This is a genomic window from Streptomyces umbrinus, assembly GCF_030817415.1.
Classification (GTDB): domain Bacteria; phylum Actinomycetota; class Actinomycetes; order Streptomycetales; family Streptomycetaceae; genus Streptomyces; species Streptomyces umbrinus_A.
The window spans coordinates 6,011,019-6,034,411 of sequence record NZ_JAUSZI010000002.1; the positions used below are offsets into that span (position 1 = coordinate 6,011,019).

Annotated in this window: 18 protein-coding genes and 2 pseudogenes; 9 read left to right on the top strand and 11 right to left on the bottom strand. The window is 67.1% G+C overall.

All coding sequences use genetic code 11. From position 1 onward, the window contains the following. Positions 1-65 precede the first annotated feature (65 nt). The 3 genes and pseudogenes from QF035_RS26355 to QF035_RS26365 all read left to right on the top strand — a co-directional run bounded on the left by QF035_RS26355 (position 66) and on the right by QF035_RS26365 (position 6,523). On the top strand, positions 66-2,426 hold the full coding sequence (locus QF035_RS26355; RefSeq protein WP_307523076.1) for a DUF6049 family protein: 2,361 nt from the start codon (positions 66-68) through the stop codon (positions 2,424-2,426). 46 nt (positions 2,427-2,472) lie between these two features. Next, positions 2,473-4,703 (top strand): annotated as a pseudogene (gene murJ, locus QF035_RS26360) (murein biosynthesis integral membrane protein MurJ). 118 nt (positions 4,704-4,821) lie between these two features. Continuing rightward, positions 4,822-6,523: pseudogene (locus tag QF035_RS26365) on the top strand (protein kinase family protein). Between the two features lie 212 nt (positions 6,524-6,735). On the opposite strand, the gene QF035_RS56285 reads toward QF035_RS26365, so the two are convergent. Both QF035_RS56285 and QF035_RS26375 read right to left on the bottom strand, forming a co-directional pair. Then, entirely contained in the window at positions 6,736-7,533 is a 798-nt protein-coding gene (locus tag QF035_RS56285; RefSeq protein WP_307523077.1) for a hypothetical protein, read from the bottom strand. Positions 7,534-7,730: 197 nt separating this feature from the next. Beyond that, the gene (locus QF035_RS26375) at positions 7,731-8,225 is read right to left on the bottom strand and encodes a hypothetical protein (protein ID WP_307523078.1); all 495 of its coding nucleotides are present in this window, start codon (positions 8,223-8,225) and stop codon (positions 7,731-7,733) included. Between the two features lie 192 nt (positions 8,226-8,417). On the opposite strand from QF035_RS26375, the gene sigM reads away from it, so the two are divergent. From sigM to trxA, 4 genes are all read left to right on the top strand, one after another. After that, the gene (gene sigM, locus QF035_RS26380; RefSeq protein WP_269648815.1) at positions 8,418-9,131 is read left to right on the top strand and encodes an RNA polymerase sigma factor SigM; all 714 of its coding nucleotides are present in this window, start codon (positions 8,418-8,420) and stop codon (positions 9,129-9,131) included. After that, a complete protein-coding gene (locus tag QF035_RS26385; protein WP_307523079.1) occupies positions 9,128-10,066 on the top strand; it encodes an anti-sigma factor family protein in 939 nt (312 codons plus the stop codon). The genes sigM and QF035_RS26385 overlap by 4 nt, the downstream gene beginning before the upstream one ends. Before the next feature lie 194 nt (positions 10,067-10,260). Further along, on the top strand, positions 10,261-11,232 hold the full coding sequence (gene trxB / locus QF035_RS26390) for a thioredoxin-disulfide reductase (RefSeq protein WP_307523080.1): 972 nt from the start codon (positions 10,261-10,263) through the stop codon (positions 11,230-11,232). A gap of 43 nt (positions 11,233-11,275) precedes the next feature. Then, positions 11,276-11,608, top strand: a complete 333-nt coding sequence (trxA, locus tag QF035_RS26395) for a thioredoxin (RefSeq protein WP_143641354.1) — start codon at positions 11,276-11,278, stop codon at positions 11,606-11,608. Between the two features lie 130 nt (positions 11,609-11,738). Here the strand turns inward: trxA and QF035_RS26400 are convergent, their stop codons facing one another. The 9 genes from QF035_RS26400 to rpmH all read right to left on the bottom strand — a co-directional run bounded on the left by QF035_RS26400 (position 11,739) and on the right by rpmH (position 18,796). Beyond that, the gene (locus tag QF035_RS26400; RefSeq protein WP_189841525.1) at positions 11,739-12,356 is read right to left on the bottom strand and encodes a GNAT family N-acetyltransferase; all 618 of its coding nucleotides are present in this window, start codon (positions 12,354-12,356) and stop codon (positions 11,739-11,741) included. A 326-nt stretch (positions 12,357-12,682) separates the two neighbouring features. Further along, a complete protein-coding gene (locus QF035_RS26405; RefSeq protein ID WP_307523082.1) occupies positions 12,683-13,786 on the bottom strand; it encodes a ParB/RepB/Spo0J family partition protein in 1,104 nt (367 codons plus the stop codon). Then, positions 13,783-14,856, bottom strand: a complete 1,074-nt coding sequence (locus tag QF035_RS26410) for a ParA family protein (protein WP_079052842.1) — start codon at positions 14,854-14,856, stop codon at positions 13,783-13,785. Before QF035_RS26410 ends, QF035_RS26405 begins: the two co-directional genes overlap by 4 nt. Before the next feature lie 374 nt (positions 14,857-15,230). Next, on the bottom strand, positions 15,231-15,947 hold the full coding sequence (gene rsmG, locus QF035_RS26415) for a 16S rRNA (guanine(527)-N(7))-methyltransferase RsmG (protein ID WP_307523083.1): 717 nt from the start codon (positions 15,945-15,947) through the stop codon (positions 15,231-15,233). 138 nt (positions 15,948-16,085) lie between these two features. Then, positions 16,086-16,598, bottom strand: a complete 513-nt coding sequence (locus QF035_RS26420; RefSeq protein WP_055611477.1) for a Jag family protein — start codon at positions 16,596-16,598, stop codon at positions 16,086-16,088. Between the two features lie 15 nt (positions 16,599-16,613). Continuing rightward, on the bottom strand, positions 16,614-17,903 hold the full coding sequence (gene yidC / locus QF035_RS26425) for a membrane protein insertase YidC (RefSeq protein ID WP_307523084.1): 1,290 nt from the start codon (positions 17,901-17,903) through the stop codon (positions 16,614-16,616). A gap of 3 nt (positions 17,904-17,906) precedes the next feature. Further along, on the bottom strand, positions 17,907-18,272 hold the full coding sequence (gene yidD, locus QF035_RS26430; protein ID WP_055611475.1) for a membrane protein insertion efficiency factor YidD: 366 nt from the start codon (positions 18,270-18,272) through the stop codon (positions 17,907-17,909). Further along, on the bottom strand, positions 18,269-18,640 hold the full coding sequence (gene rnpA, locus QF035_RS26435; protein WP_079052841.1) for a ribonuclease P protein component: 372 nt from the start codon (positions 18,638-18,640) through the stop codon (positions 18,269-18,271). The genes yidD and rnpA overlap by 4 nt, the downstream gene beginning before the upstream one ends. An 18-nt stretch (positions 18,641-18,658) precedes the next feature. Next, complete coding sequence (gene rpmH / locus QF035_RS26440) at positions 18,659-18,796, bottom strand: 50S ribosomal protein L34 (RefSeq protein ID WP_006381191.1); 138 nt, start codon at positions 18,794-18,796, stop codon at positions 18,659-18,661. 418 nt (positions 18,797-19,214) lie between these two features. Here rpmH and dnaA point away from each other — a divergent pair, with 418 nt between their 5' ends. Beyond that, on the top strand, positions 19,215-21,107 hold the full coding sequence (gene dnaA / locus QF035_RS26445; RefSeq protein ID WP_307523086.1) for a chromosomal replication initiator protein DnaA: 1,893 nt from the start codon (positions 19,215-19,217) through the stop codon (positions 21,105-21,107). 1,076 nt (positions 21,108-22,183) lie between these two features. Beyond that, entirely contained in the window at positions 22,184-23,314 is a 1,131-nt protein-coding gene (dnaN, locus tag QF035_RS26450) for a DNA polymerase III subunit beta (RefSeq protein ID WP_307531431.1), read from the top strand. The last annotated feature ends 79 nt before the right edge of the window (positions 23,315-23,393 follow it).

Here is a 23,393-nt window from a genome sequence, read left to right on the forward strand (position 1 = left end):
CATCGTTACCATGCGTGGACGCACATTCCGACGACCACTGACGACGACGAGGGACGGGCGAGCGCGTGGCCGAGGCGGCAGACTTCCAGGGGACGAGTCCCTCACCTGCCCGCCGCTGGCTGCGGCGCACCGGGGCGCTGCTGGCCGCGGCTCCCCTGGTGGCCGGACTCTGTCAGCTGCCCGTAGCCCCGTCCGCGTACGCAGCCGAGCGCAGCGCCGCAGCGGAGGTCTCCGGTTCCCGCACGGTCGATGTCTCTCTGGACACGCTCAGCCCTCGCGTGCCCTCCGACGGGGACACGCTCACCGTCTCCGGCAGGATCGTCAACAAGGGCAAGCAGACGATCACTGACGCGCACGTCGGCCTCCGGGTGGGCCCGACGATGAACGGCCGCTCGGCGATCGACGACGCCTCACGGAGCAACCCGTACGCGGGTACGGACGTCGGCGGCAAGTACGTCGCGAAGTTCTCCAAGCTGGCGCCGGGTGTCCCGCAGACCTTCAGCATCTCCGTCCCCGTCGACAAGCTGCCCCTCAGCTCCGACGGCGTCTACCAGCTCGGTGTCACACTCACCGGCCGGACCGCCGCCGCGGCGTACGACCAGATCCTCGGCATCGAGCGGACCTTCCTGCCGTGGCAACCCGACGCGGCGGACACGAAGACCCGGACCACATACCTCTGGCCGCTCATCTCCACCTCGCACATGACGGCCGAGACGGGTTCGAACGAACAGCAGACCCCCGTCTTCAAGGACGACGACCTGGCCGCGGAGATCGCCCCAGGCGGGCGCCTGCAGCAGCTCCTCGCGCTCGGCAAGAACCTCGACGTCACATGGGTCGTCGACCCGGATCTGCTGGCGTCCGTCGACGCGATGACCCGCAGCTACCGCGTCCAGGTGAACGGCTCCAGCACGACGACCACGCCGGGCACGCACCAGGCGGTGGCCAAGCAGTGGCTCTCCGAGCTGGAGAACACGGTCGAGAACGAGGAAGTAGTCGCTCTTCCCTTTGCCGACCCGGATCTGGCGTCGCTGGCCCACAACGGAAAGACCGCCACCGGGTCGCTCAGCCATCTCAAGGACGCCACCACCGTGGCCGCGACGACCGTGGAGTCGATCCTCCACGTGACGCCCAGCACGGAGTACGCCTGGCCCGCGAACGGCGCGATCGACCCCTCGATCGTCAAGGTCGCCACCTCCGCCGGGGCCGACACGGTGATCGCCCGCAGCGACAGCCTCAAGGAGGCCGGAAGCCTGCCGTACACGCCTTCCGCGGCGCGTCCGATCGGCGGCGGCACCACCGCGGTGGTCACGGACGCCCGTCTGTCGACGGCGTTCCAGGGCGACATGACGGTGGCGGGCAACTCCACACTCGCCGTGCAGAAGTTCCTCGCCCAGAGCCTGATGTTCTCGCTCCAGGTCCCGGCCAAGCAGCGCAGCGTCGTGGTCGCACCACAGCGCATGCCGACCGCCAGTCAGGCCCAGACGATGGCGCAGGCGCTGACGGCGCTCCAGGACGGAAACTGGTCGCAGTCGGCGGACCTCTCCGCGGCCACCAAGGCCAAGCCGGATGCGGGCGCCACCACACGGGTCCCGTCGGCGAAGTCGTACCCCCCGTCGCTGCGCGAGCAGGGGCTGCCGCAGACGGCCTTCGATCAGATCGAGCGCACGCAGGACGACCTCGACAGCTTCCAGGTGATCCTCGCGGACAAGTCCCGCGTGGTCACCCCCTTCGGACGGGCCATGGACCGGTCGATGTCCACGTCCTGGCGCGGCCGTAGCACCGATGCGACGCTCTACCGCGACGGGGTGGAGGCGTATCTCGCCCGACTCACCGAGAGCGTCGCACTGATCAAGAAGTCCGACGCGAAGCTGTCGGGCCGTAGCGCCACGATCCCCGTGACGGTGCAGAACAACCTCGTCCAGGGTGTCGACCACCTGACGCTGCGCCTGACCTCGACCCAGCCGAGCCGCCTCAGCATCGGCGACGGCGCCTACGACGAACAGCCGGTCGCGGTCTCGGGCGGGCACAGCCAGTCGGTGAAGTTCACCACCAACGCCCACGCCAACGGCCGTGTGGGAGTCGTCGCCCAGCTGTTCACGGAGGACGGTCGGCCGTACGGTCCCGAGGTCCCCTTCGACGTGAAGGTCACCGAGATCACCGCCACGGTGATGCTGGTCATCGCCGGTGGTGTCCTGCTGCTCGTACTCGCCGGGTTCCGGATGTACACGCAGCGCAAGCGCGCGGCCGCCCGCCAGGCCACGCAGGAGTCCAAGAACGCCCAGGCGGACGGCGAGGACGAGGACGCTCCCGAAGCATCCGAAGCCGAGTCGGGGGCACACGAGCCGGAGCACCCGAGTGACCGTTCACCGGACACCGCATCGGAAATCACGGACCCGTCCGGCACTGGTGAGAGAGTGGACCGTTGAGCGATGTCGCGGCCGGTGGGCCCGGGGACGATGAGGTGGGGTAACCATGAACGCGCCGTACGACGGTGACCGCGGTCAGGGCGCGGGCGGCTCCGGCCACCCCGACGACCCGCCGCAGGGCCCGCCGGAGCCCGGCGAGGTGCCTCCGCAGCCCGCACCTGACGTGTACCTCCAGGATGCCTACGCCCAGGATCCCTACCGGGCGCAGGATCTCGCCGCCCAGGACCCTGTCACCGAGGCCCTCTACGACCGCGCCGCGCGTCCCCCGCCGCCGCCCGGCACCTACCAGCCGCAGCCCCCGCTCTACGCTCAGCCGCCCCAGTCCCCGTACGCCCCCGACCCGCGCGTGTGGGCCCAGACTCCTGCCCCCGAGCCGGAGGGTCCCACCCAGTACCTGCCGTACGGCGACGACCCCCGTACGACCCAGTTCGTGGGTGTCGACGACCTGGTGACCCAGGCCGGCGAGCAGCGCCACGAGCCGGACGCCTTCGCTCATCTCTTCCGGGACCAGCAGCAGGGCGGCGCATACCCCGCCCGCGGGTGGCCCGCCCAGCGTGCCCTCTCCGACTCCGGAACCGGCTCCGGCTGCCGAGCCGCCTTCGACGCCCCCGCCCGCACCCGCGCCGGCGGCCGGGAAGAAGTCCGGTGGCCGTGCGTCCGGTCTGCTGAAGTCCAGTGCGGTCATGGCGGCGGGCACCATGGTGTCCCGCCTCACCGGCTTCATCCGCTCCGCGCTGATCGTCGCGGCGCTGGGCGTCGGCCTCCTCGGCGACACCTTCCAGGTCGCCTACCAGCTGCCGACGATGATCTACATCCTGACCGTCGGCGGCGGCCTCAACTCCGTCTTCGTACCGCAGCTGGTGCGTGCCATGAAGGACGACGAGGACGGGGGTGAGGCATTCGCCAACCGGCTGCTGACCCTCGTCGTCGTGGTTCTCGGCACGCTCACCGCGCTCGCGGTGCTCGCCGCACCGTTCCTGGTCCGCGTGCTGTCGACGCCGGTCGCCAGAGACGCGGCCGCCAACGACGTCGGCTGTCACCTTCGCCCGCTACTTCCTGCCCACCATCTTCTTCATGGGCATCCACGTGGTGATGGGCCAGATCCTGAACGCGCGCGGAAAGTTCGGCGCGATGATGTGGACGCCGGTCCTCAACAACGTCGTCATCATCGTGACGCTCGGCCTGTTCATCTGGGTGTACGGCACCGCGGAGAACTCCGGCATGAAGGCCTCGACGATTCCGCCTGAGGGCGAGCGGCTGCTCGGCATCGGCGTCCTGCTCGGTCTCGTCGTCCAGGCCCTCGCGATGATCCCGTACCTCCGGGAGACGGGATTCCGGCTGCGGCTGCGCTTCGACTGGAAGGGCCACGGGCTCGGCAAGGCCGCGATGCTCGCCAAGTGGACCGTGCTCTTCGTCCTCGCCAACCAGGCCGGCGCGATCGTCGTGACCCAGCTGTCCACCGCGGCGGGCAAGGACTCACCGGTCGACGGCACCGGCTTCGCGGCCTACGCCAACGCCCAGCTCATCTGGGGCCTCCCACAGGCCATCATCACGGTCTCCCTGATGGCCGCCCTGCTGCCGCGGCTCTCGCGTTCGGCCCATGAGGGCGACAGCGGTGCGGTCCGCGACGACATCTCCCAGGGCCTGCGTACGACCGCCGTGGCCATCGTGCCGATCTCCTTCGGCTTCGTCGCGCTCGGCATCCCGATGTGCACGCTGATGTTCGGCTCCTCCGGGACCAGCGAGGCGACGAACATGGGCTACATGCTGATGGCCTTCGGCCTGGGCCTGATCCCGTACTCCGTGCAGTACGTCGTGCTGCGCGCCTTCTACGCGTACGAGGACACCCGGACCCCCTTCTACAACACGGTCATCGTGGCCGCCGTCAACGCCGGAGCCTCGGCGCTCTGTTTCTTCCTGCTTCCCCCGCGCTGGGCGGTGGCGGGCATGGCCGCGTCGTACGGTCTTGCCTACGCGATCGGCGTGGGAGTCGCGTGGAGCCGGCTGCGCAAGCGGCTGGGCGGCGACCTGGACGGTGGCCGGGTCCTGCGCACATACGCACGGCTCGGTATCGCGTCGGTGCCGGCCGCACTGCTCAGCGGTGCGGCCTGCTACGGAATCGGCCACACACTGGGACAGGGCGTCGGCGGCTCGTTCGCCTCCCTGCTCGGCGGTGGTGTCGTACTGCTCGGTGTCTTCTACGTCGCGGCGCGGCGGATGCGCATCGAGGAGCTGAACGGAATGGTCGGCATGGTCCGCGGGCGCCTTGGGCGCTGAGACGGGGATAGGCGCACAACCATCGTGCGCGACCGCGTGTCGTGCATAGGGGCGGACTGTGGGCACAATTGGCTTTGGCGTCGGACAGCGCGCAATGGATGGGGAGGCAGGAACGACGGTGGTGGAACGGAGCACGGCTGCCGTCGACGTGGCAGACAACAGCGGCGACGAGCCGCTGACCGCGAAGGCGGACCAGTCCACGGCCGACGGGGTGGCCCAGAACCGGGAGCGGGACACGGACAGCTCGGAGAGCGAAGAGGAACAGGGGAGCGGGGGGAACGAGAGCCCTGGCAGGACCTCGCCGCCCGAGCTGCACAGCGGTCACAAACTCGCCAGACGCTACCGTCTGGAAGAGTGCGTCACCCGTGTGGACGGTTTCAGCAGTTGGCGTGCGGTGGACGAGAAACTCCGCCGCGCCGTCGGTGTGCACTTGCTGCCCGCCGACCATCCACGAGCGCGCTCCGTCCTGGCGGCGGCCCGTTCCTCGGCTCTCCTGGGCGATCCCCGGTTCGTCCAGGTCCTGGACGCGGTCGAGGAGAACGACCTCGTCTATGTGGTGCACGAGTGGCTGCCGGATGCCACGGAGCTGACGGCTCTTCTGGCCGCCGGCCCCCTGGAGGTGCACGAGGCGTACCAGATGGTCAGCCAGGTGTCCCAGGCGATGGCCGCCGCACACCGTGAGGGGCTGGCGCATCTGAAGCTGACCCCTGGCGCCGTGCTGCGCACCTCGTCCGGGCAGTGGCGCATTCGCGGTCTCGCTGTGAACGCGGCGCTGCGCGGCATCAGCTCCGACACCCCCCAACGCACCGACACGGAGGCGATCGGCGCGCTGCTGTACGCCACGCTCACCCAGCGGTGGCCGTACGAGGACGACGCCTACGGCCTCTCCGGACTGCCCAAGGGCGTGGGCCTCATCGCCCCCGACCAGGTACGCGCAGGTGTGCACCGGGGCCTTTCGGAGCTCGCGATGCGCGCGCTCGTCAACGACGGCGCGACCGCTTCCCGCCAGGAGCCTCCGTGCACCACGCCGGAGGAGCTGGTGAAGGCGGTCGGCGAGATGCCTCGCATCCGGCCGCCGGAGCCCGCGTTCACGGCGCCGCCGGACTACCAGCGCACGACGTACCAGCAGGGCAACTACGGCCGCCCCTCGTCCCACCCGGGGGCCACCCAACCAGTACCGACTCCCCTGCCTCCGCTGCAGACCCGTACCGGCAAGGCACTCAAGTGGGCGGTGTCCGCCCTTCTGATCGCCGCGCTCGGACTCGGCAGCTGGCAGTTGGCCGACGCGCTCATAGAGCGTGGCGGCAAGTCCGACGACACGAACCAGACGCAGCCGACGGACGGGAACGACAAGAGCTCCAAGAAGGCGACCGGCAAGCCGGTCGCCATCAGCAGTGCCCGTGATTTCGACCCCTTTGGGGACGGATCCGAGAAGCCGTCGGACGTGGACAAGGTCTACGACAGGACTGCCGGCACGTACTGGCAGACAGACTTCTACGAGAGCGCCGACTTCGGGCGACTGAAACAGGGCCTTGGAGTCATCCTCGATCTCGGCAAGGTCCAGCAGGTGGGGAAAGTGTCCGTCTCCTTCGTGGGGGACACCTCCGTGGAGCTTCGCGCCCCCTCAGGTGGTGCGGGTTCAGAGCCTCAGTCCTTCACCGGTTACACCAAGGTCGCCGAGGACTCTGGTACAAACGTGACTCTCAAGCCCGGCAAATCACTCAAGACCCGCTACCTTCTCGTCTGGCTGACCAACGCTGCCGCTGACGGACGACGGGAAGTACCGCGGCAGGACGGTGGACGTAAAGGTGACCAGCTGAGGGTTCCTGGGTCTTCGAACAGGCCACGCCCGATGGAAGTTCCTGACTTGGCGTGCGGACACAGGCATCCCCGAAGTCCGCACTTTCGCCACCGCCGTCGACCGACGGCGGCCCTAGATCGCCGCGATCCTCGACACCGGTCGCGGCATCGGCCAGGAGCAAGGGCATCAACCGTGTGCCCATCACGTTCGAAGACCCGGCTTCATCGTCCATCAACGAAGGACAGAGCGGGCTTCTGCCAGGATCTTTCGATGAGCTTCGGAGAGCAGATCCAGATCCTTGCGGTCTTTTTTGATCATGACCCTTTGGATATCGGATTCCTGATTGCTCCAGATCTTCACCAGGTCGGTTTGAAGCTTGCAGTCGACGTCCGCCTTCGCGACGGAAATCTCACGCTTCGTGATTTTACTCCTGGAGTTCTCGGGCGCTCCGAGTGCCTGCAGGGGCGTGCTGTACGACAGCCCGCTCCGTTTCATGCAGTCTGACCAGGCACTCGTCGCCGCCACCACCTTGGGCGAGCTGAGAGACTCCTCAAAGCTTCCCGAAGCAATAGACCGAGCCGCCTCCGCACCTTTTCCGTAAGTAAACTTTCCGCGCAGGGCTCCCTTGGCGTAGCCCAGGCAGCCACCTATCGGGACTTTCACGCCGTTCACTTCCGCATTCCCTTCAGGCCTGCCATTAAGGGCCAAAATTTCATCCTCAGAAAGATCGATTCCACTTACAGCAGCACTCTCGGGAAAATGGTAGCCATATTCCGATACGACATCAGGGTTCAGCACGCCGTACCGACGATTTGTCCCCGGGATGTACTCGGCAGGAGAATTGGAGCTTTTGGCCCGGTACGTCAAGTCATATTTCCGCATGCAACTGCCTGTGAGATTCCTCTCCGCCTTTGAGATCACATACATCTGCTGCGGAGTGAACGAGTAATCCCCGATGGGAAGTTTCAGATATTCTTCCAGAGGTGAGACTTCAGTCGATCCGGCCGTCTTGGAGTCGGCTGCAGACACCGATGGCGACGAGGAAGGAGATGAATCCCCTCCCTCCCCTCCACATCCGGAGACGCATATGAGCACAGCGCAGGCCAGCATGGTGACCTGCGCCCTTCGTGCACTGTTTCCCGTCATCGATTCTCCTCTGAGGTTCACATAGCAAGTGCCGGACGCATCATGCTCGCGTCCGGCACCCGACCGTTCTTCAGGATTTCCTAGAACTGGTAGCAAATACCCGAAGACTGACTTCCATCGAATATCTTCAGGGAAGCGTTGTTGTTGTAGGTGTTGCGCAGCTGGTTCGCCTGAGCCTGCTTGGATCCCTGCGCCCAGAGCTCGTCACAGGATCCACCCTGGTTGCTGTTGTAGTAAATTGCCGCAGTCTCGTCTGCAGTCTTCGCGATAAAGAACGCCGAAGCAGCATTATTTTTGACCGAAAGCCCCTTGCCGCTACCACTCGTGGCGAAATTGTAGCCAGCAAGGTTATCGATCTTTCCGTAGCCAACAAAGTTGGCCGCAGAACCCTTGAAGTTCGAGTTGTAGTAGAAGACCAGACACGGATAGGCGCCGCTGCAGTCAGCCCCCGTGTACGTCGTTGCACCCGCTTGAGGAACGGCGACGAGCGAAAGCGAAACGGCTGCCACACCGACGGCCGCCGCTCTCTTGAAAAACTTCATTCTTCCCCCTCCAATGATCACAGAGTCAATCATGATCATACCTTTATTAGCGTTACACCACCAAGGAAAAAGGGTCGGTCAATCTTGAACCTTCTCTCGGTCGCGCGTGCCGTGTGTCACCGCACCGTTCATGCCTGCTTCCCGTGCAACAGGGCTTCCACGTTCACCCGTTACCCATCGCGTTCTTCCGGCTGAGTCCGTAAGGTTGCCCCGAGGGAGGGGCCAATGGCAGAAGGCGCCGGATATGGCGAAGCAAGGGATGAGGACCTCCTCGCCCGTCACGTGGAGGGCGATCCCGACGCCTTCGGCGAGATCGTGCGGCGCCACCGTGATCGGCTCTGGGCGGTGGCTCTGCGGACGCTGGGCGACCGCGAGGAAGCCGCTGACGCCGTCCAGGACGCCCTCGTCTCCGCCTACCGGGCCGCCCACACCTTCCGTGGCCAGTCGGCCGTCACAACGTGGCTGCACCGGATCACGGTGAACGCCTGCCTCGACCGCGCCCGCAAGGCGGCTTCCAGGAAGACGTCCCCCGTGGACGACACAGAACGGCTCGAACAGCTCCTGGAGCCTCACGAGTCGGCCTCCGCTCCGGCCGAGCGCAACGATCTGCACCGTGAACTGTTGGAGGCGCTGGGCACTCTGCCTCCCGACCAGCGGGCAGCCCTCGTTCTGGTGGACATGCAGGGCTACCCCGTGGCAGAGGCGGCCAGCCTGCTCGATGTGCCGACCGGCACGGTCAAGAGCCGCTGTGCGCGTGGCAGAGCCAGACTTCTCCCGCTGCTCAAACACCTGCGTACGGACAGCGGGAGCGACAGAGCGAGCAAGAAGTCGGGTGAGGGACGGAACCGCACGCAGGGGGCATCCGTCCCACCCGCAGCGGGAGAACACGATGGACCAAGCGATTCAGCTGCTGTGAAGGGCGGAGGTGGGCGAGCGTGACATCCACGACTGACAAAGCCGGGCACCCGGACGTCGAGGAGATCTCCGACCTCACCGAAGGTCTGCTCCCTCCCACCCGCACGGCGGACGTGCGACGGCACCTGGACGACTGCACGCTCTGCGCCGACGTCTACGACTCGCTGGAGGAGATCCGAGGTCTGCTCGGCACGCTGCCGGGCCCGCCCCGCATGCCCGACGACGTCGCGGGACGCATCGACGCCGCTCTCGCCGCTGAGGCCCTGCTGAATGCCACGATTCTCGAAGACGACGCCACCGGCGCCCTCTCGTCCGTCGGCGCTTCGCGCCCCCTGCCTGATGAGGGCGACGACGGCAGGCATGTTTCACGTGAAACATCGACTGCGGGGGAACGTCCCGCGGGACGCCCCCGCGCGGCCACCGGCCCGGGCCGCGCGAACCGCCCGCGTCGTGTACGCCGCAGGACTGCGGTCCTGAGCGCCATGTTCACGGCCGCCGCGCTGGGACTCGGCGGACTGCTGTTCCAGTCGCTGGGCAACAACGCCTCGGACAATGATTCCCCGTCAGCCTCCCCCAATCAGAGCGACTCCGCGAATACCTTCGCCGAGGGCAAGCTCAAGGGCCAGGTCACGGATCTTCTCACCAAGGCCGACAAGAAGAAGGACGGCGGCCCTCGCACCTCCAACCCGTACGGCACCCAGTCCACTGAGGGGCCGCACATCTTCAACACGCCCTCAGTCTCGGTTCCCGGGTGCATCACACAGGGCATCGGTCGCGACGCGGAACCACTCGCCTTCAAGGAAGGTTCCTACGAGGGCAAGGAGGCGTATCTCGTGGTCCTGCCCGACGCCTCCGACACCGCACGCGTCACGGCCTACGTCGTGGACTCCGCCTGTGTGGACAAGCCGTCGATCTCCGCCGGCAAGGTTCTGCTGGAGCGCACCTACGCGCGGAGCTGAGCCGGCCCGGCTCCGCCTCGGACCGTCCTGAGCACCTCTGTGTGATCCCTGGCGTCCCCGCGCGGTGACGCGTCTTCGTGTGCCCGGACACAGTGGGAATGCGCGCCCCTTAGGATCCGTTGGGTGGGGTGAGGGTTCTGAGAGAAGCTCCCACCAGTCGTACGAAGCAGTCTCCAGAGACGAGGAATCAATCCGTGAGCGACGTCCGTAACGTGATCATCATCGGCTCCGGGCCCGCCGGCTACACGGCGGCGCTCTACACCGCGCGCGCGTCGCTTAAGCCGCTGGTGTTCGAGGGCGCCGTCACCGCAGGCGGTGCGTTGATGAACACCACTGAGGTGGAGAACTTCCCCGGCTTCCAGGACGGCATCATGGGCCCCGAGCTCATGGACAACATGCGTGCGCAGTCCGAGCGCTTCGGTGCCGAGCTGGTACCGGACGACATTGTCGCGGTCGACCTCAGCGGTGAGATCAAGACCGTCACGGACACGGCGGGCACCGTGCACCGGGCGAAGGCGATCATCGTCACCACGGGCTCGCAGCACCGCAAGCTGGGTCTGCCCAAGGAGGACGCCCTCTCCGGACGCGGCGTCTCCTGGTGCGCGACCTGTGACGGCTTCTTCTTCAAGGACCAGGACATCGCTGTGATCGGCGGCGGCGACACCGCCATGGAGGAAGCGACCTTCCTCTCCCGGTTCGCCAAGTCCGTGACGATCGTCCATCGCCGCGACACCCTGCGTGCCTCCAAGGCGATGCAGGAGCGTGCCTTCGCCGACCCGAAGATCAAGTTCGTCTGGGACAGCGAGGTCGCCGAGATCCAGGGCGACCAGAAGCTCTCCGGTCTGACGCTGCGGAACCTCAAGACCGGCGAGACGTCCGAGCTGCCTGTCACCGGCCTGTTCATCGCGATCGGCCACGACCCGCGCACCGAGCTCTTCAAGGGCCAGCTCGACCTGGACGGGGAGGGCTACCTCAAGGTCGAGGCACCCTCGACCCGCACCAACCTGACGGGTGTCTTCGGCGCCGGCGACGTCGTCGACCACACCTACCGCCAGGCGATCACCGCGGCCGGCACCGGCTGCTCCGCCGCTCTCGATGCCGAGCGCTTCCTCTCCGCCCTCGCGGACGGCGAGGCCGCCGCGGAGCCCGAGAAGACCGCTGTCTGACCCCCTTCCCGCCCCACCGCACCAACCAGTTAAGGAGCCCGCTGTGGCCGGCACCCTCAAGCACGTGACCGACGATTCCTTCGAGCAGGACGTTCTCAAGAGCGACAAGCCCGTCCTGGTGGACTTCTGGGCTGCCTGGTGCGGTCCGTGCCGCCAGATCGCTCCGTCCCTCGAGGCGATCGCCGCCGAGTACGGCGACAAGATCGAGGTCGTCAAGCTCAACATCGACGAGAACCCGGGTACGGCCGCCAAGTACGGCGTCATGTCCATCCCGACCCTGAACGTCTACCAGGGTGGCGAGGTCGCCAAGACCATCGTCGGTGCCAAGCCGAAGGCCGCGATCGTGCGGGACCTCGAGGACTTCATCGCCGAGTAGTTCGGCAAGCCGCCCGCTGCAGGCGGCGATGTTTCACGTGAAACACGGATGGGCTGGCCCGGACGGGCTGGCCCATCCCTATGTATGGCCACCGGCGCAGACGCCATGCCGACAGACCCGGGAGCGCGCCCTACAGCGGACGCAGCACTGGCTCCTTCTGTACCGCCCCCAGCAGCCGGTCGAGCGCCAACTCCACGTCTTCCTTCCAGGAGAGCGTCGTACGCAGCTCCAGGCGCAGTCGCGGGTACGTCGGATGCGGCCGGACCGTCTTGAATCCCACGGCCAGGAGATGGTCGGCGGGCAGGACGCAGGCCGGCTCCTTCCAGCGTGCGTCTCCGAAGGCCTCGATCGCCTTGAAGCCCCGCCGGAGCAGATCCTTGGCGACCGTCTGCACCATCACACGTCCAAGTCCCTGTCCCTGAAAGCCCGGCGTGATGAAGGCCGTCATCAGCTGGACCGCGTCAGGGGAGACGGGGCTCGTGGGGAAGGCCGTCGCCCGCGGCACATAGGCGGGCGGCGCGTAGAGCACGAAGCCCGCCGGTACGTCATCCACGTACACGACCCGGCCGCAGGATCCCCATTCGAGCAGGACGGCGGAGATCCACGCCTCTTTCTCCAGCTCGGGTGTTCCTGCCTTTACCGCGGCCTGACCGCTGACTGGGTCCAGCTCCCAGAAGACACACGCGCGACAGCGCTTGGGAAGGTCCTGAAGGTTGTCCAGCGTGAGCGGTGCAAGCCGGCGCCCCATGAAGGCAGTTCCTCACTTTCCTCGCCCGCAGCGTCGCGAGCGGCTGTCAGAGCGCTCCGTTCCCTGAGCAGGCTGCCGACGAACCCGCCGACCGCGCCGAGCCCCAGGCCCGCGCTCACCAGTCCGGTCCGGCTCACCGTTCGCATGGCCCCTCGCCTCCCCATAAAGGTGCTGCCAGGTGGATGCGCCATACCCGAACGCATCGTATCCACGATGCGATTCCATCGATACCGCCTGAAAGCAAAGAGCGGGCCGTGTTCCGGTACACACCGGACACGGCCCGCTCTGCTGGTCAGCTAGTCGTCATCGACCGGCCGACCCAGGCCTCAGGCTTCCGTCTCCTCGGAGTCGTCGTCCAGGAGGCTCTTCTGCAGAACCGGTCCCTCACCCGGGGCGAGCGAGCCGAGGATCCGCTCAAGGTCGTCCATCGAGGCGAACTCGACGGTGATCTTGCCCTTTTTCTGGCCAAGGTCGACCTTCACCCGAGTCTCGAAGCGGTCCGAGAGACGGGTCGCGAGGTCGCTCAGCGCCGGGGAGAGCCGTGTGCCGGCTCGCGGCCCCTTGGAGCGTGCGGCCGACTGCGGCCGCGAGCCCATGAGCGTGACGATCTCCTCGACCGCTCGCACCGAGAGCCCCTCGGCCACGATCCGGTGAGCCAGGCGATCCTGCTCCTCCGAGTCGTCCACGGAGAGCAGGGCTCGCGCATGTCCGGCGGAGAGCACCCCGGCGGCCACGCGGCGCTGGACCGACGGCGACAGCTTCAGCAGACGCAGGGTGTTGGAGACCTGAGGGCGCGACCGCCCGATCCGGTCGGCCAGCTGGTCGTGCGTGCAGTTGAAGTCCTTGAGGAGCTGGTCGTAGGCGGCAGCCTCTTCCAGTGGATTCAGCTGAGCACGGTGCAGGTTCTCCAGGAGCGCGTCCAGGAGAAGCTTCTCGTCATCCGTGGCCCGCACGATCGCCGGGATGGCGTCGAGCCCCGCTTCACGGCAGGCCCGCCAGCGCCGCTCGCCCATGATGAGCTCGTAGCGCGCCGGACCCATCTGCCGTACGACGACCGGCTGGAGAAGGCCTACCTCCTTGATGGAGGTGACGAGTTCAGCGAGAGCGTCCTCGTCGAAGACCTCACGGGGCTGGCGCGGGTTCGGGGTGATGGAGTCGAGCGGCAGCTCGGCGAAGTATGCGCCGACGGGTGCCGACGGAGCCTCCCCGAATACGCTCGCCGACGGCTCCTCTGTTTCATGTGAAACATGGGCTGCCGGAAGTGCGGCCACCTTGGCCGCCGCCACTCCGCGCTCTGCGGTGAGCACGGGAACGGCTCCCGGCGATGTGGACGCACCGCCCATCGCGGGTGGTGCCGCCTTCTCTCCTGTCGGTGCAGCCGGGATCAGTGCGCCGAGACCACGGCCCAACCCCCTCCGTCGCTCGCTCACTGGATCCCCTCCACCATGCTCTGTTCGTTGTGTGCGCCCATGTGGGCATGCTGCGCGTCGTAGGCCACTCCGACTCCGCGCAGCGCGATCTCTCGTGCCGCCTCCAGATAGGAGAGGGCACCGCTCGACCCCGGGTCGTAGGTCAGCACCGTCTGACCGTAACTGGGGGCTTCGGAGATACGGACCGAGCGCGGAATGCTCGTCCGCAGTACCTCGTCGCCGAAGTGGCTGCGCACCTCGTCGGCGACCTGGGACGCGAGGCGGGTCCGGCCGTCGTACATGGTGAGCAGGATCGTCGATACATGCAGGTTGGGGTTGAGGTGCCCCCGCACTAGATCGACGTTGCGCAGCAGCTGGCCCAGGCCCTCCAGCGCGTAGTACTCGCACTGAATCGGGATGAGTACCTCGGCACCGGCTACGAGAGCGTTGACCGTCAGGAGGCCCAACGAGGGCGGGCAGTCGATGAGGATGTAGTCCAGCGGCTGCTCGTACGCCTGGATCGCCCGCTCCAGCCGGCTCTCTCGTGCCACCAAGGACACCAGCTCGATCTCCGCACCGGCGAGATCGATCGTGGCAGGTGCACAGAAGAGACCCTCGACATCAGGTACTGGCTGGACAACCTCGGAGAGTGGCTTGCTGTCGATCAGCACGTCGTAGATCGAAGGAACTTCGGCGTGATGGTCAATGCCCAGCGCGGTGGACGCATTGCCCTGAGGGTCGAGGTCGACCACCAGGACGCGCCCACCATGCAGAGCGAGCGAAGCGGCAAGGTTGACCGTGGTCGTGGTCTTACCCACCCCGCCCTTCTGGTTGGCGACCACCATCACACGGGTTTGGTCAGGCCGTGGCAGGCCCTCGCCGGCGCGGCCGAGAGCCTCCACCGCCAGTTGGGCAGCACGACCGATGGGAGTGTCGTCCATCGGGGGCGGTGTTTCACGTGAAACATCCTCCCCCATCGACTCGGTACGGGGACCGGGGACCGGATCGGTCATCGGTCCCGCGATGTTGGCGTCGGACCGCAAGGATTCACTCTCCTCGACTTCAGGCTCGCAATGAACAGAGCCTCCCATGCCTTCGGGGTCGTGAACCAGCGAGGCCCGTTGTTCTGTGGAGAAATCCACCTCTGTGGACAACTCCGTGCCCTCTTCGGGGGACGTATTGCCGCCACGAGAAGGTCTTTTTCCGAAGGATCCCAGGGATCCAAGAGGGTTTCGGTCGCGGGGTTCGGCCGCGGCTCGTCCGCGACTGATGATGCCGTGCAGCAGTGAGCGACGTTTCACGTGAAACACGATGCACAGTGCGCGCGACCGCGACCGCGCGACACTCCGGTATGCGTAGGTTTGGCAGCTTGTGTGGAGTACGTCTCGTCGTCAGGACGGATCAGTCAACGAGCCTCCGACCCGACAACAGACATCCCGAATGAGCCGCTCCGCTCGGCAATTGGTCAGCGACGCCTGCGGGTCCGCCCCGTCCGGGCCGCCTTCGCCCGCTTGGCCGCGAAGCGCACACCGCCGGGGCTCTCCCCGACCTCGACGCGTACCACCGTGGCGAGAGGATCCACCACACCTTCACCGGCGTGAAGCACGGAGATGTCCACGGCGCCCAGCTTGCTCAGGGCGGCCCCGGCGTTCTTGACCTCTTCCTCCGCGGTGTCGCCTTTGAGGAGGAGCATCTCTCCGTACGGACGCAGCAGTGGCACTCCCCAGGCCGCGAGGCGATCCAGGGGCGCCACGGCCCGCGCCGTCACCACGTGGACGGGAGGCAGCTTGCCAAGGACCTCCTCGGCGCGCCCACGGACGACGGTGACGTGGTCGAGACCGAGCAGCTCGACGACCTCGGTGAGGAAGTTCGTCCGCCGCAGCAAAGGCTCAAGGAGCGTGATCTTCAGGTCGGGGCGGACGAGGGCGAGCGGGATACCGGGCAGTCCGGCACCGGAACCGACATCGCACACCGTCACGCTCTCGGGAACGACCTCCGAGAGCACCGCACAGTTCAACAGGTGCCGTTCCCAGAGGCGAGGCACTTCACGGGGGCCGATCAGACCCCGCTGCACTCCGGCGTCCGCCAGCAGTTCCGCGTAACGAACCGCGTCTGCGAAGCGATCGCCGAATACCGCCCGGGCCTGCTCGGGCGCAGGGGGAAGCTCCGCTGCCTCCGTCACGGGGAACCGTCCTTCCGTACCGCTTGAGCGCACTGCGCGCTGACTACCAGGACTATCAGGAACCATCGGGCACTATCAGGCTGACAAAGTTCGGCCCCGCCTGCGAACACAGACGGGGCCGGAGAACGACGTGCTGGATCAGGCGGGGAGCACGACGACGAAGCGCTGCGGCTCCTCGCCCTCTGACTCACTGCGCAGGCCCGCGGCCTTGACCGCGTCGTGCACCACCTTGCGCTCGAAGGGGGTCATCGCCTTCATCTTCACGGGCTCACCGGAGCTCCTGACCTCGGCCGCGGCCTTCGCGCCCAGCTCGGAGAGTTCCTCGCGCTTCTTGGCGCGATAACCCGCGATGTCCAGCATGAGCCGGCTGCGGTCCCCGGTCTCCCGGTGCACGGCAAGCCGTGTGAGCTCCTGGAGGGCTTCCAGGACCTCACCGTCACGACCGACCAGCTTCTGCAGGTCACGGCCGCTGGAGTCGCTGATGATCGAGACCGCCGCGCGATCGGCCTCGACATCCATGTCGATGTCGCCGTCGAGATCGGCGATGTCCAGCAGACCCTCGAGGTAGTCGGCCGCGATCTCGCCCTCCTGCTCCAGGCGGGTCAGGGTGTCGCCACCCTCAGGGGCAGCGGAGGTGGTGCCTTCCGTCACGGGATGGACTCCTTCTTACTTCTTGGACGGGGACTTGGGCCGCTGCGGGCCCTTGCGCTGTCCGGACTGGGCCTTGCTGCGAGTGCCACCGGACGCGGACTTGCCGCCCGCCGGCTTGGCGCCGGGCTTGGCGTCCTCGGGTTCGTCTGACTTGCTGAGCGAGGTCTTCGGCGCGGACTCGTCCGCCGCCTTGGGACCGCCATGAGCAGCACCCGACTGACGCTGGGACTTGCTCTGCCGCTTGGGCTGCTGGCGCTTGGGAGCGGCGCCGCCCGTCGCCGGGGTGCCGTCCTCGGTCTCAACCACCGTCGAGGCCTCGCTCTTCACCACCGTGCCGTCGGCCTGGGCCGCCAGGCCCGCCTTGGTGAGGCCGTTGATGAACTTGCGCTCGAAATCGTTGCGGTCGCGGCCCTTGGCCACGATGGCCTTGACGATGGCCTTCTCACCGCGGCCGCGCGTCTTGCCGTGGTGCGTGACGCGCTTGTGCAGGCGCTCCAGGTACGAGGCCTGAGCCTTGGAACCCGGCGTCGGGTTGTTGTGGATGACGTACATCTGCTGGCCCATGGTCCACACGTTGGTGGTCAGCCAGTAGACGAGGACACCGACGGGGAAGTTGATACCGAAGACGGCGAACATGATCGGGAAGACGTACATCAGCATCTTCTGCTGCTGCATGAACGGCGTCTTCACCGTCGTGTCGACGTTCTTCGTCATCAACTGGCGCTGCGTGTAGAACTGCGAGAACGACATCAGGACGATCATGATCGCCGTGACGACGCGCACGTCGGTGATCGAGGAGCCCAGTGCCTGGACCTTGGCGTCACTGTCCGTGAACTTCGCGGCCAGCGGAGCCCCGAAGATGTGCGCCTTCTGCGCACTCTCCAGCAGCCGGTCGTTGATCACGCCGATGGTGTCGTTCGAGGCGATGCTGTTGAGCACGTGGTACAGGGCGAAGAAGAACGGGGACTGCGCCAGGATGGGAAGGCACGAGGAGAGCGGGTTGGTACCCGTCTCCTTGTACAGCTTCATCATCTCTTCGGACTGGCGCTGCTTGTCGTTCTTGTAGCGCTCCTGGATCTTCTTCATCTCGGGCTGGAGCGTCTGCATCGCCCGGGTCGCCTTGATCTGCTTCACGAAGAGCGGGATCAGGCAGATACGGATCAGGATCACCAGGGACACGATGGACAAGCCCCAGGCCCAGCCCGTGTCGGGGCCGAAGATGGCGCCGTACACCGAGTGGAACTGGACGATGACCCAGGAAACGGGTGTCGTGATGAAGCTGAAAATACTGGCAATCGTGTCCACTAATCAGGCTCCTTGAGCATGGGACGGGGTCTCGGCGGCCGGGCTCGAGGGATGGTTGGACATACCGTGCCCCTCGGTGGCCGGTTCGGCGGCGGAGGTCCCGCCCTTGCGTGCACGCCAGGCGTTACGCAGCATTTCGTGCCACCGCGGACGCTTGCGCGGCGGGACATGGTCCACACCGCCCAGCGACCACGGATTGCACCGCAGGATGCGCCAGGCGGTGAGTGCCGTTCCCTTGATCGCACCGTGACGGTCGATGGCTTGGTACCCGTAGTGGGAGCACGACGGGTAGTACTTGCACACCGGCCCGAGCAACGGGCTGATGGTCCACTGGTACAGCTTGATGAGCGCCAGCAGCGGGTACTTCATCGCGCGCCCCCTCCCAGTAGCCGCTCCAGAGCGGCGTCCAGGTCTCGGGCCAGCTGTGCATGGTCGGCGTCACCCGCACCGGGCAGCGCTCGTACGACTACCAGGCTACCGGGGGTCAGCAGAGCCACTCGGTCACGCATCAGATGGCGAAGCCGGCGCTTCACCTTGTTGCGTACGACGGCTCCGCCGACGGCTTTGCTGACAACGAAACCCGCACGCGTCGGGGGAGCGCTCTCCCCAGGCGCGTGCGGGTCCGTTGCACCGCTACGTAGATGAACGACGAGAAGCGGGCGTCCGGCCCGGCGTCCTCGGCGTACCGCGGTCGCGAAGTCCTCGCGCCGCCTCAGCCGATGCTCGGTAGGCAGCACGTCATGACCTGTTGGTGATCAGGCGGACAGGCTGGCGCGACCCTTGCCACGACGGTTCGCGAGAATCGCGCGGCCGGCGCGGGTGCGCATCCGCAGGCGGAAGCCGTGGGTCTTGGCGCGACGACGGTTGTTCGGCTGGAAGGTGCGCTTGCTCACTCGGGGGCTCCAGAAGAAATCGGTAGTTTCGGGGTGCCGTCTTGGCTGTCACCGTGCGCCCACGAGTAGCTCGCTTACGCCCGAGTGCACCGCTTCCCGATCACTCTTCGCGATCTGTGCCCATCGGAGGCAGGCGGCAGCAGCCATCGACAACTCGACCTGGTTACGGTACGCGCGGCTACGCCATCCGGTCAAACCAGCGCCGCCCGGGAGACACTATCCACAGCCTGGGGACAACAACTTGAACCGCATGGGTCGCCCTGACTACCGTGGCTGGACTCCGGTTCGTTCCCTTCTCCCTGCTCCATCTGGTTCGTGCCGTCCGCCCCAGCTGCTTCGTTCCACCCGCCCACCCGAGCTTCAACCCAATCCGTCCCAGGAATCACACGTTCGTGGGACCCGTGAGAGAGCGTGCCCTGTGGCTGACGTACCTGCCGATCTTGCCGCAGTGTGGCCACGAGTATTGGAGCAACTTCTCGGTGAGGGGCGTGGGCAAGGTGTCGAGACGAAGGACGAGCACTGGATCAAGCGCTGCCAGCCGCTGGCGCTCGTAGCCGACACCGCGCTGCTCGCGGTCCCCAACGAGTTCGCGAAGGGTGTCCTGGAGGGGCGCCTGGCGCCGATCGTCAGCGAGACCCTGAGCCGCGAGTGCGGCCGCCCGATCCGTATCGCGATCACCGTGGACGACTCCGTCGGCGAGAGTCCGGCCCCGCCGACGCCGCCCACGCAGTCGCAGCAGCGCTACGACGAGCCCGAGCGCCCCTCCGCGCAGGGCCGTGACGGATACCGGGGATACGGCCGCCACCGTGCGGACGACCACATGGACGACCACCCGCAGGGCCGCCCCGACCAGCAACAGCCCCGTGGGGACCAGCTCCCGACCGCCCGTCCCGCGTACCCCGACTATCAGCGCCCCGATCCCGGCGCCTGGCCGCGGCCCTCGCAGGACGACTACGGCTGGCAGCAGCAGCGGCTCGGCTTCCCGGACCGGGACCCTTACGCGTCACCCTCCCAGGACTACCGGCAGCAGCCGCCGGACCGCTCTCCCTACGACCAGCAGCGGTCCGACTACGAGCAGCAGCGGCCCGGGTACGACCAGCCGCGCTCCGACTACGACCAGCGCCCGGACCGCCGGGACCGTCGTCCCGAGCCGCCGTCGCAGCCCGGGACCGGGCATGTCCACCGCGGCGGACCCGTCGGTTCCAATCTGCCCGCCTCCAGTGGTGCCCCGGGCCCGCTGGCCGCGCAGCCGGCGCCCGCGGCCGGTCCCGGAGAGCCCACAGCGCGCCTGAACCCGAAGTACCTCTTCGACACGTTCGTCATCGGCGCCTCGAACCGTTTCGCGCACGCCGCCGCGGTCGCCGTAGCCGAGGCGCCCGCGAAGGCGTACAACCCCCTCTTCATCTACGGGGAGTCGGGACTCGGCAAGACGCACCTGCTGCACGCGATCGGGCACTACGCGCGCAGCCTCTACCCGGGCACGCGTGTGCGGTACGTGAGCTCTGAGGAGTTCACCAACGAGTTCATCAACTCGATCCGCGACGGCAAGGGCGACAGCTTCCGCAAGCGGTACCGCGAGATGGACATCCTGCTCGTCGACGACATCCAGTTCCTGGCGGACAAGGAGTCGACGCAGGAGGAGTTCTTCCACACGTTCAATACGCTCCACAACGCGAACAAGCAGATCGTGCTCTCCAGCGACCGGCCGCCCAAGCAGCTGGTGACCCTGGAGGACCGGCTGCGGAACCGTTTCGAGTGGGGCCTGATCACCGACGTCCAGCCGCCCGAGCTGGAGACCCGTATCGCCATCCTTCGTAAGAAGGCGGTGCAGGAGCAGCTCAACGCCCCGCCCGAGGTGCTGGAGTTCATCGCGTCCCGGATCTCGCGGAACATCCGTGAGCTGGAGGGCGCGCTGATCCGGGTGACGGCCTTCGCGTCGCTCAACCGGCAGCCGGTGGACCTTGGTCTGACCGAGATCGTCCTCAAGGACCTGATCCCAGGCGGCGAGGACTCGTCCCCGGAGATCACCGCGCCCGCCATCATGGCGGCGACCGCCGACTACTTCGGTCTCACGGTGGACGACCTGTGCGGTTCCTCGCGCAGCCGCGTGCTGGTCACCGCACGCCAGATCGCCATGTATCTGTGCCGCGAGCTGACCGACCTCTCCCTGCCGAAGATCGGCGCCCAGTTCGGCGGCCGCGACCACACGACCGTCATGCACGCCGACCGGAAGATCCGCGCGCTGATGGCCGAGCGCCGCTCCATCTACAACCAGGTCACCGAGCTCACGAACCGCATCAAGAACGGCTGACAGCCGCGGCGGTACGTCGCTGAAGGCGCCCCGGGAGATGCTCCTGAGGGCGCCTTTCGTCGTTCCAGTACGCCTCCGAAGGCGTGCCGGCAGGCGTCAGACGTCGTTCTGGCACGTGCCCAAAGGCGATCCGGCACGTGTCGACGCCGTCCCCGGAACGCTTCCGAAGGCGGCTTCCGCCTCTCTCACACGCCTGCTAAGGGCCCTCGTTCCGCCTTTGTCCGGCCCTCATCCGCCCCCCGTACGCCCCTCCCGGCCGCGCCCGGAGTCGCTCCGCCGACACCCGAAGACCATCCGTTGTTCGAATACGCGCCCTGGTTACGGCCGCCCTCCACAGATTTGGGGACTTTCTCGCGTCCACATCCTGGGGACCGGGAAGTTGTCCAGATCGTGTCCACAGGGCGTGCTGCCGAATGGTCATCAGACCAGGTCAGCAGGTTGTGGATTCGTGGACGAACGATCTCCACAGACTGTGGACGACGAAAAGATCCACAGGGTGTGCAGAAAGTTGTCCACCGGCGGCCCACAGGCTGGGGGCGGTTGTCCCCAGCGATCCGAGGCTTCTCCACACCGCTGTCCACTGTTCGGCAACGCGACGCGCCTTCTCACCGTGTCGAGTGAAAGGCGTCACACGAAGGTGCCGGGTTGGGCTGTGGGGAACGTGGGTAAAGCTGGGGACGGCGCTGGGGAGAAGTGGCCCCCGCCTGTGCATCGGGTGTGCAGAACTTTTCCCCGTCCACAGAAGACGCCTGTTGTCCACCGCCTCCGCCCACAGGGCCGGTGGACAAAAAACCGACTCTGACCTGCGAATACGGGGTTATCCACGGTATCCACAGCCCCTACTACTACTCCCAACTAGAGAGAGTCTGGGAATCGATTCGAAGTGGGGGCTGTGCACAACTCGAGCTCGGCGCCTCAGCTGCCGCTCGGAACGACTTGACCCCGAGGGGCACCGACTGTCAGTGCGGTGCGTCAGACTGTTCCCCGGTGTCCTTCCCATGACCGGGCTGAGCGACACCGAGTCAGACGACGAAGCAGCAGGGCGAGAGCGCCGGCAACAGACGGAGGCGGCAACGGTGAAGATCCGGGTGGAACGCGACGTACTCGCGGAGGCAGTGGCCTGGGCGGCACGCAGCCTCCCGGCCCGTCCGCCGGCGCCTGTGCTCGCCGGCCTTCTGCTGAAGGCCGAGGAGGGTGCGCTGAGCCTCTCCAGCTTCGACTACGAGGTCTCGGCACAGGTCTCGGTGGACGCCGAGATCGACGAGGAAGGCACGGTGCTCGTCTCCGGCCGCCTGCTCGCCGACATCTGCCGTGCTCTCCCCAACCGGCCGGTGGAGATTTCCACAGACGGTGTACGAGCGACGGTGGTCTGCGGCTCCTCGCGCTTCACCCTGCACACACTGCCTGTGGAGGAGTACCCGGCACTGCCGCAGATGCCGTCGGCGACCGGCACCGTCCCCGGTGAGGTCTTCGCCTCCGCCGCCGCCCAGGTGGCCATCGCTGCGGGCCGTGACGACACGCTGCCCGTGCTCACCGGTGTACGCATCGAGATCGAGGGCGACACGGTCACGCTGGCGTCCACCGACCGCTACCGCTTCGCCGTCCGCGAGTTCCTGTGGAAGCCGGAGAACCCCGAGGCGTCCGCGGTGGCCCTGGTGCCCGCCAAGACGCTCCTGGACACCGCCAAGGCCCTCACAAGCGGCGACAGCGTCATCCTGGCGCTGTCCGGCTCCGGTGCTGGCGAGGGCCTCATCGGCTTCGAGGGCGCGGGTCGTCGTACGACGACCCGGCTCCTGGAGGGCGACCTCCCGAAGTACCGCTCGCTGTTCCCGACGGAGTTCAACTCCATCGCCGTGATCGAGACCGCCCCCTTCGTGGAGGCCGTCAAGCGTGTGGCCCTGGTCGCCGAGCGGAACACCCCGGTGCGGCTCTCCTTCGAGCAGGGCGTGCTGATCCTGGAGGCAGGCTCCAGCGATGACGCACAGGCTGTGGAAAGGGTCGACGCCCAGCTGGAGGGCGACGACGTCTCGATCGCCTTCAACCCCACGTTCCTGCTCGACGGCCTGAGCGCCATCGACTCCCCGGTCGCGCAGCTCTCCTTCACGACGTCCACCAAGCCGGCGCTCCTCAGCGGCAAGCCTGCCTTGGACGCGGAGGCGGACGAGGCGTACAAGTACCTGATCATGCCGGTGCGGCTCAGCGGCTGAGCAAGGCCGCAGGTGGGGGCGTACGTCTGAGCGGCTATGCCCACAGGTGTGCAGGAGCGTCCGGGTTTAGGCTCGGACG